Annotated in this window: 9 protein-coding genes; 3 read left to right on the forward strand and 6 right to left on the reverse strand. The window is 72.0% G+C overall.

The features are described from left to right. Positions 1-393: 393 nt before the first annotated feature. From BGK67_RS11765 to BGK67_RS11785, 5 genes are read right to left on the reverse strand one after another with little or no spacing between them, the layout of a single operon-like run. Positions 394-1,413, reverse strand: a complete 1,020-nt coding sequence (locus BGK67_RS11765) for a LacI family DNA-binding transcriptional regulator (RefSeq protein WP_244291193.1) — start codon at positions 1,411-1,413, stop codon at positions 394-396. Beyond that, positions 1,401-2,990, reverse strand: a complete 1,590-nt coding sequence (locus BGK67_RS11770) for a glycoside hydrolase family 13 protein (protein WP_069920041.1) — start codon at positions 2,988-2,990, stop codon at positions 1,401-1,403. The genes BGK67_RS11765 and BGK67_RS11770 overlap by 13 nt, the downstream gene beginning before the upstream one ends. Positions 2,991-3,041: 51 nt before the next feature. Further along, complete coding sequence (locus tag BGK67_RS11775; protein ID WP_069920042.1) at positions 3,042-3,890, reverse strand: sugar ABC transporter permease; 849 nt, start codon at positions 3,888-3,890, stop codon at positions 3,042-3,044. A 2-nt stretch (positions 3,891-3,892) separates the two neighbouring features. Then, the gene (locus BGK67_RS11780; RefSeq protein WP_069920043.1) at positions 3,893-4,921 is read right to left on the reverse strand and encodes a carbohydrate ABC transporter permease; all 1,029 of its coding nucleotides are present in this window, start codon (positions 4,919-4,921) and stop codon (positions 3,893-3,895) included. A 7-nt stretch (positions 4,922-4,928) separates the two neighbouring features. Further along, positions 4,929-6,203 carry an extracellular solute-binding protein gene (locus BGK67_RS11785; protein WP_069920044.1) on the reverse strand — a complete coding sequence of 425 codons (1,275 nt, stop codon included), beginning with the start codon at positions 6,201-6,203 and terminating at the stop codon, positions 4,929-4,931. A gap of 222 nt (positions 6,204-6,425) precedes the next feature. Here BGK67_RS11785 and BGK67_RS11790 point away from each other — a divergent pair, with 222 nt between their 5' ends. From BGK67_RS11790 to BGK67_RS11800, 3 genes are all read left to right on the forward strand, one after another. Continuing rightward, on the forward strand, positions 6,426-8,036 hold the full coding sequence (locus BGK67_RS11790) for a glycoside hydrolase family 13 protein (protein ID WP_069920045.1): 1,611 nt from the start codon (positions 6,426-6,428) through the stop codon (positions 8,034-8,036). 26 nt (positions 8,037-8,062) lie between these two features. Next, entirely contained in the window at positions 8,063-9,103 is a 1,041-nt protein-coding gene (locus BGK67_RS11795) for a LacI family DNA-binding transcriptional regulator (RefSeq protein ID WP_069923798.1), read from the forward strand. Positions 9,104-9,177: 74 nt separating this feature from the next. Further along, the gene (locus BGK67_RS11800; RefSeq protein WP_069920046.1) at positions 9,178-10,062 is read left to right on the forward strand and encodes a phosphatase PAP2 family protein; all 885 of its coding nucleotides are present in this window, start codon (positions 9,178-9,180) and stop codon (positions 10,060-10,062) included. 73 nt (positions 10,063-10,135) lie between these two features. On the opposite strand, the gene BGK67_RS11805 is transcribed toward BGK67_RS11800, so the two are convergent. After that, positions 10,136-13,123: a bifunctional [glutamine synthetase] adenylyltransferase/[glutamine synthetase]-adenylyl-L-tyrosine phosphorylase gene (locus BGK67_RS11805; protein ID WP_069920047.1), complete on the reverse strand. Its 2,988-nt coding sequence runs from the start codon at positions 13,121-13,123 to the stop codon at positions 10,136-10,138. Positions 13,124-13,420: the final 297 nt, after the last annotated feature.

The raw sequence follows: 13,420 nt of genomic DNA on the forward strand, positions 1-13,420 counted from the left end.
GGCCAGAGCATGACGGTGTCCTTCTGCCGCCCCCTCTCGTCGAGGCGACCGATGACCAGCCCCGGACGGGCAGCAGACGCCGGTTCACGAGGAGCGCGTGGCGATCCGACGCGTAGGTGGTCTGGATGGTCTTCCCGCCGCTGTCCGGTGCGGGTTGGCCGGCCCCCGGCCCCGGGTCGCGTCTCTACCGGCCCCGCGTGCGGGACGTGCCCGCCCCCGGCTCACGAGCGGCTCGGTCCCTGATGCCCATAAGTCGATGCCCGTCCCATGGACCGTTCCTTCGGGGGCTTCCCGGCCCGAAAGGACAGTGGGACTGGCGGGAAACCCCCGAACCCTCCCTGATCAGGCTCAACGGGAATCAGGCCCCTCCCCCGTCCCCTCACCCCCGTCCCCTCACCCCGCCCCCGGCGCCTGTCCCGTCGAGCCCCTCACCACCAGTTCCGGCTGGAACACGTACTCCGTGCGCTGGACCGGGGTGCCGGCCACCGCCTCCAGCAGGGCTCCGACCGCCGCCGTCGCCATCGCGCGGACCGGCTGGCGGACCGTCGTCAGCGGCGGGTCGGTGAAGGCGATCAGCGGGGAGTCGTCGAAGCCGACCACCGACACGTCCTCCGGCACCCGCAACCCCCGCTCGCGCGCGGCCCGTATGACGCCGAGCGCCATCGGGTCGCTCCCGCACACCACGCCCGTGCAGCCGCGGTCCAGCAGGGCGCCGCCCGCCGCGTGGCCGCCCTCGACCGTGAACAGGGTGCGCTGGATCAGGCCCTCCGCCTCCGCGGACGGGCAGGCGGCCACGAAGCCCTGCTCCTTGCGGGCCGACGGCACGTACCGCGTCGGCCCGATCGCCAGCCCGATCCTGCGGTGCCCCAGGTCCTCCAGGTGCCGCACGGCCATCTCGGCGGCGGCGCGGTCGTCCGGGGAGATGAACGGCGCGTTCACCTGCTCGTTGAAGCCGTTGATCAGGACGAAGGGAGTGCCGCGCGCCGCGAGGCGCTGGTAGCGCGACGGGTCGGCGTGGGCGTCCGCGTGCAGGCCCGACAGGAACACGATGCCCGTGACCCCGCGTTCCTCCAGCTGCTCCACCAGCTCGTCCTCGGTGGCCCCGCCCGGCGTCTGCGTGCACAGCACCGGCGTGTACCCGTGCCCGGCCAGGGCCTGCTCGATGACCTGCGCGAACGCCGGGAAGATGGGGTTGGTCAGCTCCGGGATCAGCAGCCCCACGAGCCCGTTGCTGCGCCGCTTGAGCCGCACCGGCCGCTCGTAGCCCAGCAGGTCGAGCGCGGCCAGCACCTTGTGCCGGGTGCCGGCCGCCACGCCCGACTTGCCGTTGAGCACACGGCTGACGGTCGCCTCGCTGACCTGGGCCTGCGCGGCGATGTCCGTCAGCCGCAACGGGGAAGTCACCCCTGCCACCACACCGCGGTGTCGGCGGGCAGGACACCGGGGTCGGCGAGCTCACCGCTGGCGAGCAGCACCGCCCCCGCTGCCGGGAGGCGTACGGCCGCCGACGTCGTGTTGACCGTGCAGACGAAGCCCCCGCGCCGGAACGCCAGCACCCCCTCCGGGGCGGCCAGCCACTCCACGGCGTCGCCCGCGCCCAGGTCCCCGTGCTCGCGGCGGATCCGCAGGGCCGTCCGGTACAGCTCCAGCGTGGACGCCGGGTCGCCTGTCTGAGCCGCGACGCTCAGGCCCGCCCACTCGGCCGGCTGCGGCAGCCAGCTGCCTCCGCTGCCGAAGCCGTACGGGGCCTGGTCGCCGGACCACGGGATCGGCACGCGGCAGCCGTCGCGCAGCCCGTCCTGGCCGTTGGCCTTGAAGAAGGAGGGGTCCTGGCGGACCTCGTCGGGGAGGTCCGTCACCTCGGGCAGGCCCAGCTCCTCGCCCTGGTAGACGTACGCCGACCCGGGCAGCGCCAGCATCAGCAGGGCGGCGGCCCGCGCCCGCTCGAGGCTGCCGAAGCGGGTGCGGTGGCGTACGACGTCGTGGTTGGACAGCACCCACGTCGTCGGCGCGCCCACCGGCCGCATCGAGTCGAGCGAGTCGTCGATGGCGGCGCGCAGCGCGTCCGCGTCCCAGCCGGTGCTCAGGTAGTGGAAGTTGAAGGCCTGGTGCAGCTCGTCGGGGCGCAGGTAGAGCGCGGTGCGGTCCGCGCTCGGGGTCCACGCTTCGGCGACGCCGATGCGGTCGCCCGCGTACTCGTCGAGGACGCGCCGCCAGGAGCGGTAGATCTCGTGGACCCCGTCCTGGTCGAAGAAGGGCAGTACCTGGTTGCCGAGCAGCTTGAGCTGCTCGTCGCGGCCGAGGTCGGGCAGGCCGGGGGCCTTGACCAGGCCGTGGGCGACGTCGATGCGGAAGCCGTCGGCGCCGAGGTCGAGCCAGAAGCGCAGGATGGAGCGGAACTCGTCCTGTACGGCGGGGTGTTCCCAGTTGAAGTCGGGCTGCTCGGGGGCGAAGAGGTGCAGGTACCACTCGCCGTCGGCGACGCGGGTCCAGGCGGGCCCGCCGAAGATCGACTCCCAGTCGTTGGGCGGCAGCTCCCCGGAGGCCCCCTGTCCGGGGCGGAAGTGGAAGCGCTCGCGCAGCGGGGTGCCGGGGCCTTCGCGCAGGGCCTGCTTGAACCATTCGTGCTGGTCGGAGCAGTGGTTGGGGACGAGGTCCACGATGATGCGCAGGCCCAGTTCGTGGGCTTCGCGTATGACGGCGTCGGCGTCGTGCAGGGTGCCGAACATCGGGTCGATGGCCCGGTAGTCGGCGACGTCGTAGCCCGCGTCGGCCTGCGGGGAGGCGTAGAACGGGCTCAGCCAGACGGCGTCGACGCCCAGTTCCTTGAGGTAGGGCAGGCGGCTGCGGATGCCTTCGAGGTCCCCCATGCCGTCCCCGTTGGAGTCGGCGAAGCTGCGCGGATAGACCTGGTAGATCACCGCTTCTCTCCACCAGCCGGGCCGGGTGCCGGTGGAGGTGGGGAGTGCGTCGGCGAGGTGCTGGGTCATGTCGTCCTTGGAGAGATCGGGCCGGGGGTGAGAGGGGGCAGGCACGGGTGATCAGCCCTTGGTGGCGCCTGCCGTCATCCCGGCGACGAGGTGACGCTGGGCGAAGACGAAGAAGATCGCCGCGGGGATGGCGATGAGGACCGAAGCGGCGCTCATCGCACCCCAGTTGGAGGTGTACTGGGTGACGAAGGTCTGCAGTCCGCCGGCCAGGGTGAGGTTCTCCTCGCCGACCATGAAGGCGGAGGCGTAGGCGACTTCGCCCCAGGCGGTGATGAAGGCGTAGAAGCCGGTGACGGCGAGGCCGGGCTTGGCGAGCGGCAGGATGAGCCGCCAGAAGGTGCCGAAGGGGTTGAGCCCGTCGACGCGGCCGGATTCGTCGATCTCCACCGGAATGGTGTCGAAGAAGCCCTTCATCATCCAGGCGCAGAACGGCACGGCGATGGTGAGGTAGGTGATGATCAGGCCGACCGGCTGGTTGAGCAGCCCGAGGTCGCCCATCAGGTTGTAGAGGGGGACGATGAGGATCGCCATCGGGAACATCTGCGTGATGAGCAGGGTCCACATGAGCGGCTTCATGCCGGGGAACTTGAACCGGCTGACCGCGTATCCGGTGGTGGCGGCGATGAACACACCGAGGACGGTGGTGACGCCGGCGACCAGGACGGAGTTCGCGAACCAGCTGAGGAAGTGGCTCTGCTCCAGCAGGTACTCGTAGTTGCCGAGCGTCGGCTGCTTGACGAAGTCCGTGCTGATCGCGTGCTCGGCGGGCTTGAGCGAGGTCAGCAGGATCCACAGCACCGGGAAGACGGCGACGACGGACGCCGCGAGCAGGGTGGCGTGCAGGCCGAACGAGGCGAGCGGGGAACGGCTGCCCCGGGTACGGGCGGTGTTCGCGGACATGGTCACCACACCTCTCCCTGCTTGCGCAGCGAGCGCCGGTAGACCAGCGCGAAGATCATGAGCAGGGCGAGGATCAGTACGCCCCAGGTGGCGGAGCCGGCGAAGTCGCGCGGGCTCGCCACGAACGCCTCGCGGAAGGCCTGGGTCACCAGGATCTCGGTGGAGTCCCCCGGCCCGCCCCGGGTGAGCAGGAAGATCACCGGGAACATGTTGAAGGTCCAGATGGTGGAGAGCAGGATCACCGTCATGCTCACCGCGCGCAGGCCGGGCAGCGTGATGTGCCGGAAGCGCTGCCAGGGGCTCGCGCCGTCCATCTCGGCGGCCTCGTAGAGCTCGCCGGGGATGGACTGCAGTCCGCCGAGCAGGGCGACCATCATGAAGGGGACGCCGAGCCAGACGGTGACGGCGACGACCGAGAACTTGGCCCAGGTCGGGTCGTCGAGCCACGGGACGGCGGCGATGCCGCCACCGTCGAGGATCTTGTTGAGGATGCCGTTGTCGCGGTTGAAGAGGAACCGCCAGGCGAAGACGGAGACGAAGCCGGGGACGGCCCAGGGCAGGATGAGCGCCATCCGGTAGGCGGCGCGGCCGCGGAAGTTCCGGTTGAGCATGTTGGCCAGGACCAGGCCGAGCGTGAAGGTGATGGACACGCACGCGACGGTCCACACCACCGTCCACACCAGCCGCTGCAGGAACACCGGGTCGCCGAGCACGGCCGCGTAGTTGTCGAGTCCGACGAACTCGTACGTGGCTTCGATGTGCCGGGCGCCGATGGTGCGCGAGACGTTGCGCTCGTTGGCGTCGGTCAGCGACAGGTAGACGCCCCGGATCAGCGGCCAGCCGATGATCACGCCGAGGACGAGCACCACCGGGGCGATCATCGCCCAGGCGTACCAGTGGGTGGCGAGGGCGCGCCTCAGTCCGCCTCTGTTCCCGCTGTCAGTCCTGCGGCTCCGGCCGCGGGCGGCGACGTCCTTCTCGACGTCGTCACCCGCGGCCTTCGCCACCGACTGGCTGGTGTGAGCAGCCATCTTGTCGTTACTTCCAACCCTTGAGGATCTTGCGGAACTCGGCGCCGGCCGCCTTGGCGGCGTCCTCGGGGCTCGACGCTCCGGTGATCGCCTTGGTGTACTCGACCTTCAGCGGCTCGAAGAGGGAGCCGTTCTCCGGGATCCAGGCGCGCTCGACGGCCTTGTCCACGGCCGGCTTGAAGAACTGCACCATCTCGCTGCTCTTCACGTCGGGCTGCTCGTAGGCGGCGGTGCGGGTGGGGAGCAGGCTGAGCTCCTTGGCCGACTGCACCTGGACCTCCTGCGAGGTCATGTACTCGACGAAGGCGTGGGCCGCGTCGCGGTTCTTCGAACCGGCGTAGACGCCGAGGTCGTGACCGCCCTGCGGGGCGCCCGCCTTGACCGAGCCGGCCGGGACGGCGGCGACGCCGAGGTTGGCCTTGTCCTTGAACTGGTCGCCGGCGTAGGTGTCGGCGACGGCCCACGGACCGTTGATCATCATGGCGGCCTCGCCGGACTTGAAGGCCGTCTGCATGTTGGTCCAGCCGTCGGTGGCGTTGGTGACCGCCGCGCCCGAGGTGACCAGGTCGCGGGCGGTCTGGAAGGCCTTGACGCCCGCCGCGTTGTCGACGGTGACCGTCTTGTTCTTCGCGTCGACCAGGTCGCCGCCCTCGCCGTAGATCAGCGGGAGGAACCAGTAGGAGTCGTCGCCGCGCAGGTAGAGCCCGGCCTTGCCGCTCTTCGCCTTGATGGCCGCGGCGGCCGTCTTCAGCTCCTCGAGCGTCTTGGGGGGCTGCACTCCGGCGTCGGCGAGCATCTTCTTGTTGTAGAAGAGGCCGAGGGTGTCGATGACCTGCGGTACCGCGTAGGTCTTGCCCTCGTACTTGCCGCTGGCCGCGGCCTGCGGGAGGAACTCGGCGTCGACCTTCTTCGCGGTCTCGGCCGGGACCTCGTCGAGGTAGCCCAGCGAGGCGAAGTCGGCGACCCAGCCGACATCGGCGCGGATCACGTCGGGGGCGTCGGAACCGCTGCTGAAGGCGTTCTTGACCTTGTTCTGCGCGTCGCCGTACGGGACGTTGACGTACTTGACGGTCACCTTCGGGTGCTTCGCGGTGAACGCCTCGGCGATCTTCTGGAAGCTGGCCTTCTCGGCGTCGTTCGACGTGTCCCACCAGGTGACGGTGCCGGACAGTTCGCCACCGGTCTTGGTCTCGCCGCTGTCGTCCTTGGTGTCACCACCGCAAGCCGTCGCCGCGAGCGCCAGGGCCGCGACCAGCGCGGTGGCCGCTATGCCACGCCGCATATGAACTCCTTCGATGATCCCGGCCGCGCCCTCGCGGTCCCGAGTTGCCAGGAACGTAACAAGGCTGAAAGAAGACCGAAAGGGCTTGCGGCAATTTTCTGCAAGACGGGCTGATCGTTACATCCGTGTGTCCGTACGGTTGCCGCAGCTTGCTGTTAGTTCGAGCCACGTTCTCCCGCCCGGGCCCGCAACCAGGGGCCGTCTGATCGCGTTGACCCCGATATGACCCATGAGTCGACCGCCGTCCAGCTTGCAAGCGCTTCCAGCAATGCCGCCGCGAGCACCGGCTGGTGGCGCGATGCCGTCATCTACCAGGTGTACGTGAGGTCCTTCGCGGACAGCGACGGCGACGGAGTCGGGGACCTGCGCGGGGTCCGCGAGCGGCTCCCGCACCTGGCCCGGCTGGGGGTGGACGCGGTGTGGCTCACCCCCTTCTACGTCTCCCCGCAGGCCGACGGCGGCTACGACGTCGCCGACTACCGGGCCGTCGACCCGCTCTTCGGCGACCTCTCCGACGCCGACGACCTCGTACGGGCCGCCCACGCGCTCGGGCTGCGGATCATCGTGGACGTGGTGCCGAACCACACCTCCGAGCAGCACGCCTGGTTCCGGGCCGCCCTCGCCGGGGACCCGCGGGCCCGGGAGCGCTACCACTTCCACCCCGGCCGGGGCCCGGGCGGCGCCCAGCCGCCGAACGACTGGGAGTCCGTCTTCGGCGGCCCGGCCTGGACCCGGGTCGAGGACGGCTCCTGGTACCTGCACCTCTTCGCCCCCGAGCAGCCCGACCTGGACTGGGAGCATCCGGAGGTCGCCGCCGAGTTCGCCTCCGTGCTGCGCTTCTGGCTGGACCTCGGCGTCGACGGCTTCCGCGTGGACGTGGCCCACGGCATGGTCAAGGCCCCCGGCCTGCCCGACATCGGCCGCGGCGCCCAGGCCACCCTCATCGGCGCCCAGCCGCTCCCCTTCTTCGACCAGGACGGGGTCCACGCGATCCACCGCTCCTGGCGCCGGCTCCTCGACTCCTACGAGGGCCCGCGCATCGGCGTCGCCGAGGCCTGGGTGCCGACCTCCGAGCGCCTCGCCCGCTACGTCCGCCCCGACGAACTGCACCAGGCCTTCAACTTCCGCTTCCTGAACTGCCCGTGGGACGCCGTCGCCCTGCGGACCGTCATCGACGAGTCCCTTGCCGCCACCGCCTCGGTCGGGGCGCCCACCACCTGGGTGCTGTCCAACCACGACGTGGTCCGCCACCGCACCCGCTACGGCAGCCTGGCCCGGGCCCGGGCCGCCGCCCTGCTGATGCTGGCCCTGCCCGGGTCGGCGTACGTCTACCAGGGCGAGGAGCTGGGCCTGCCCGAGGTGGCCGACCTCCCGGCCGAGGCCCGCCGGGACCCCGCCTTCCTGCGCACCGCCGGACAGGACGGGCTGCGCGACGGCTGCCGGGTGCCGCTGCCCTGGACCGGCGACCGGCCGCCCTACGGCTTCGGGCCGGGCGGCGCCTGGCTGCCGCAGCCCGCCGACTGGGGCGGGCTGAGCGTCGCCGCCCAGACCGGGGATCCGCACTCCACCCTCGAGCTGTACCGCGCCGCCCTGGAACTGCGCCGGGCCCTGCCCGGCCTCGGCTCCCCGGACGCGGGCCCGCTGGCCTGGCTGCCCGCGCCCGAGGGCGTACTCCTCTTCACCCGGCCCGGCTTCGCCTGCACCCTCAACAGCCGGGCCACCGCGGTCGAACTGCCCGCGCCCGGCCGCCCCGTACTGTCCAGCGCCCCCGTGGACACGGACGGCCGCACCGTGCTGCAGCCACCGGACTCGTGCACATGGTGGGCAATCTGAACGTGCGACCGGTACAGTCCAATCCCGTGACCGCACGGCTAGCCGACATCGCAGCCCAAGCGGGGGTCAGCGAAGCCACAGTCAGCCGCGTGCTCAACGGCAAGCCCGGTGTGGCCGCGGCCACCCGTGAATCCGTGCTGGCCGCGCTCGACGTGCTCGGCTACGAACGGCCCGTACGCCTGCGCCAGCGCAGCGCGGGGCTCGTCGGGCTGATAACCCCCGAACTGGACAACCCCATCTTCCCGGCGCTCGCCCAGGTCATCGGCCAGGCGCTGACCCGGCAGGGGTACACGCCGGTACTGGCCACGCAGACGCCCGGCGGGTCCACCGAGGACGAGCTGACCGAGATGCTCGTCGACCGCGGGGTCTCCGGCATCATCTTCGTCTCCGGCCTGCACGCCGACACCACCGCCGACATGGGCCGCTACGACCAACTGCGCGGCCAGGGCGTCCCCTACGTCCTCATCAACGGCTTCTCCGACAAGGTGCAGGCGCCCTTCGTCTCCCCCGACGACCGCGCCGCGATGCAGCTCGCGGTCACCCACCTGACGGCGCTGGGGCACACCCGGATCGGGCTGGCCGTCGGACCCAAGCGCTTCGTGCCGGTGGTCCGCAAGATCGAGGGCTTCCGGCTCGGGATGAAGGAGCGGCTCGGGCTCGCCGAGGCCGAGACCGAGGAGCTGATCCAGCACTCCCTCTACAGCCTGGAGGGCGGCCAGGCCGCCGCGTCCGCGCTGATCTCGCGGGGCTGCACGGCGGTGGTGTGCGCGAGCGACATGATGGCGCTCGGCGCGATCCGCGCCGCCCGGCAGCGGGGGCTGCGGGTGCCGCAGGACGTGTCGGTCGTCGGCTTCGACGACTCCCCCCTCATAGCGTTCACCGATCCGCCGCTCACCACCATCCGGCAGCCCGTGCAGGCGATGGGGCAGGCCGCGGTCAGGACCCTGCTGGAGGAGATCGGCGGTACGCCGGCCCCGCACAGCGAATTCGTCTTCCTGCCCGAACTGGTCGTCCGGGGCTCCACGGCCTCCGGCCCGGGCCAGGCTCGGGGTCGGAGTCGTCCGTAGGTCGGAGCGCAGGCGCCGAAGACCGTCCCGAGGGATGATCGGAGGCGAGATCGCATCTGGCAGACTCTCTCCCCATGGGTGAAGCGAGCGTGAAGACACTGGAAACCCGAACGGACGTCTCGTCACCCCTCGTGACCGAGAGTGAGGTCCGGACGGGTCCCGAGCGCACCCTTCTGGCCCGGTTGCGCAGCCCTCGCCGCCCCCGGATCTGGTTCGAGATCCTGTTGATCGCGGTCAGCTACTGGACCTACTCGCTGATCCGCAACGCGGTCCCGGAGCAGAAGGCCGCCGCGCTCGCGAACGCCGACTGGATCTGGAACGCCGAGCGGAGCCTCGGCATCGCCGTCGAGCAGACGGTGAACCACGCGGTGAACTCCGTGACGTGGCTGATCGTGGGCATGAACTACTACTACGCCACGCTCCACTTCATCGTGACCATCGGCGTGCTCGTGTGGATCTACCGTTTCCATCCCGGGCGGTACGCCGCCACCCGCCTGGTCCTCTTCGCCACCACCGGCGTCGCCCTGGTCGGGTACTACCTGTACCCGCTCGCGCCGCCCCGGCTGATGAACGGGCAGAACTTCGTCGACACCGTGCTGGTCCACCACACCTGGGGCTCGATGGCCTCCGGGAACCTCAAGAACATGTCGAACCAGTACGCCGCGATGCCGTCCATGCACATAGGGTGGTCGCTCTGGTGCGGGCTGACGATCTTCGCGGTCGCCTCCGCCCCCTGGGCCCGGATCCTGGGCCTGCTCTACCCGGCGGCGACCCTCGTCGTGATCGTGGCCACCGCCAACCACTTCTGGCTCGACGCCGTGGGCGGCATGCTCTGCCTGGCCTTCGGCTACACGGCCTCGCGGGCCTGGTTCGGCTCCCTCCCGCACCGGCTGCCGCGCCACCCCCTGTACGCGGGTCCGCACCCGGCGACGGCGCTGCTGAACCGTTTCCGACGCTAGCGGCCGCCTCCCCCGGCTCCTTCGGACCCCCTCCTCCGCCCCCACGCCATCAGCCCGGTCAGGGCGGCTCGTCCTAGCCCGCGTAGAACAGCTCGTCCACCACCGCGCGGGCGCGGCGCGTGATGCGGCGGTAGTCGTCCAGCATCTCGCCGACGGTGCCCTCCGCGTAGCCGAGGTAGCGCCCCACCGCCGCCAGTTCGCGGGCCTCGGAGGGGAAGGTGTCCCCGGCCCGGCCGCGGACCAGCATCACCGCGTTGCGGACCCGGGTGGCCAGGACCCAGGCCTCGTCCAGGATCTGCGCCTCCTCGGTCGGGATCAGCCCGGCCGCGTGGGCGGCGGCCAGGGCCTCGCGGGTGCGGGTCGTGCGCAGGCCCGGTTCGGCCCAGGCGTGCCGCATCTGGATCAGCTGCACGGTCCACTCGACGTCGCTGAGGCCGCCGCGTCCGAGTTTGGTGTGCAGGGTCGGGTCGGCGCCGCGCGGCATCCGCTCCGATTCCATCCGGGCCTTGAGCCGGCGGATCTCCCGTACGGCGTCCTCGCCGAGGCCCTCCACCGGGTAGCGCAGCGGGTCGACCAGCTCGATGAAGCGCCGGCCCAGGTCGGCGTCGCCCGCGACCGGTTCGGCCCGCAGCAGGGCCTGGCTCTCCCAGGTCAGGGACCAGCGCCGGTAGTACGCGGCGTACGAGGCCAGGGTGCGCACCAGCGGGCCGGAGCGGCCCTCGGGGCGCAGGTCGGCGTCGATGAGCAGCGGCGGGTCGGCGGTGGGCAGTTGGAGCAGGCGGCGCATCTCGGCGATGACGGTCTGGGCGGCCTTCGCGGCCTCCTGTTCGTCGACGCCCTCGCGGGGCTCGTGGACGAACAGGACGTCGGCGTCGGATCCGTAGGCCAGTTCGTGTCCGCCGAAACGGCCCACGCCGATGACGGCGAAGCGGGTGGGCAGGGTATCGCCCCACTGGGAGCCGACGGCGGCGCGCAGGGCGCCCGCGACGGTGGCGGCGGTGAGGTCGGAGACGGCTGCGCCTACCTGGTCGACGAGGGCCGCGTGGTCCTCCTCGGCCGGGCTGTCCTCCGTACCGTACGAGCGGATGATGTCGGCCGCGGTGGTACGGAACAGCTCGCGGCGGCGGACCCCGCGGGCGGCGGCGACGGCTGCCTCGGGGGTCTCGGCCCGGCCGACGGCGGCCAGGACCTCCTGCTCCAGGGCCTCGTGGCTGCGGGGCTGGAGGCCTTCGGGGTCGCCGAGCAGGGCGACGGCCTCGGGGGCGCGCATCAGCAGGTCGGGGGCGAGCCGGCCCGCGGACAGGACGCGGGCGAGGTTCTCGGCGGCGGCGCCCTCGTCGCGCAGCAGCCGCAGGTACCAGGGGGTCTTGCCGAGGGCGTCGGAGACCTTGCGGAAGCCGAGCAGCCCGGCGTCCGGGTCGGCGGAGTCGGCGAACCAGCCGAGCATGACCGGGAGCAGGGTGCGCTGGATGGCGGCCTTTCGGGTGACGCCGGAGGCGAGGGCCTCGAGGTGGCGCAGGGCGGCGGCCGGGTCGGCGTAGCCGAGGGCTTCGAGGCGCTGGCCGGCGGCGCGCGGGGAGAGCCGGGTCTCGCCGGGGGTGAGCTGGGCGACGGCGTCGAGGAGCGGCCGGTAGAAGAGCTTCTCGTGCAGGCGGCGCACGACGGAGGCGTGGCGGCGCCAGGCCTTGTTGAGTTCGGCGACGGGTTCGGTGCGCAGGCCCATGGAGCGGCCCAGGCGGCGCAGGTCCTGCTCGTCCTCGGGGACGAGGTGGGTGCGGCGCAGCCGGTAGAGCTGGATGCGGTGCTCCATGGTGCGCAGGAAGCGGTAGGCGTCGTGCAGCTGGGCCGCGTCGGCGCGGCCGACGTAGCCGCCTGCGGCGAGGGCGTGCAGGGCGTCGAGGGTGCTGCCGGAGTGCAGGGTGTGGTCACTGCGGCCGTGTACGAGCTGGAGCAGCTGGACGGCGAACTCGACGTCGCGCAGGCCGCCGGGGCCCAGCTTGAGCTCGCGGTCGATCTGGGCGGCGGGGATGTTGTCGACGACGCGGCGGCGCATCTTCTGGACGTCGGCGACGAAGTTCTCGCGTTCGGCGGCCTGCCAGACCAGGGGGCTTATGGCCTTGATGTACTGCCCGCCGAGGTCGGGGTCCCCGGCGACGGCCCGGGCCTTGAGGAGGGCCTGGAACTCCCAGGTCTTCGCCCAGCGCTGGTAGTAGGCGAGGTGGGAGGAGAGGGTCCGCACGAGCGGACCGTTTCTGCCCTCGGGGCGGAGGTTGGCGTCGACGGGCCAGATGGTGCCCTCGACGGTGGTCTCGGAGCAGATCCGCATGAGGTGGGAGGCCAGTCGGGTGGCGGCCTGGAGGCCCTTGTCCTCGTCGGTGCCGCCGGTGGCCTCGCCGACGAAGATGACGTCGACGTCGGAGACGTAGTTGAGCTCGTTGCCGCCGCACTTGCCCATCGCGATGACGGCGAGGCGGCACTGGGCGGCGTCCTCGGGGGCGGCGGCGCTCGCGATGCGCAGGGCCGCGCGGAGGGTGGCGGTGGCGAGGTCGGCGAGCTCGGCGGCGGTCTGGGCGATGTCTATGGTGCCGCAGACGTCGCGGGCGGCGATCGAGAGCAGGCAGCGGCGGTAGGAGACGCGCAGGGCGACGGGGTCGTGGGCGTCGGCGAGGCCGCGCTCGAACTCGGGGAGCCCGGGGTGCAGGTCGGCGGCCTCGTAGGTGACGAGGGCGTGCCAGTCGCGGGGGTGGCGGGCGAGGTGGTCGCCGAGGGCTTCGGAGGCGCCGAGGACTCCGAGGAGGCGGTCGCGCAGCGGCTTGGCGCTGACCAGGGTGCCGAGGAGCCGGGACAGCTCCTCGGGGGGCTGCGCCTCGGCGAGCCGGACCAGTCCGAGGAGGGCGAGGTCGGGGTCGGCGGTGGCGCCGAGGGCGTCGAGGAGCACGGGGTCGGCCCGTACGGAGGCCAGCGCGTCGGCGTCGAGCAGCCTGGCGGCGGCCGAGGGGTCGGTGAACCCGCTGCGGAGCAGCCGGATGAAGGTGCTGCTCCTGCGTCCCGGGACTGTCATCCCGCCGCCTCCCGCGGTTGTCGCTGCCACTGCCCTGGCGTTCCTCCAGGTGAGCCTAGCCGGAGCAGGCGTTCGACTCACCGGCACGTACCATGAGCGGGCTTATCGGATTATCCGAAGAATTATGGCGTGATGGGGCCCGATCCCCGCCCGACCGGCCCGCGAGGAGCCCCATGCCCGACGCCCGCCCGCCCTCGGGCTCCCCTTGGCCGGCCCCGGAGCGAATACCTCACACCCGCCACCCAGGGCCCGTCCCGCAGGCCGGGCGCCCCGCCCCCTGGCCCGCTACCGAGCCTG

This window comes from Streptomyces subrutilus, assembly GCF_001746425.1.
GTDB lineage: Bacteria > Actinomycetota > Actinomycetes > Streptomycetales > Streptomycetaceae > Streptomyces > Streptomyces subrutilus_A.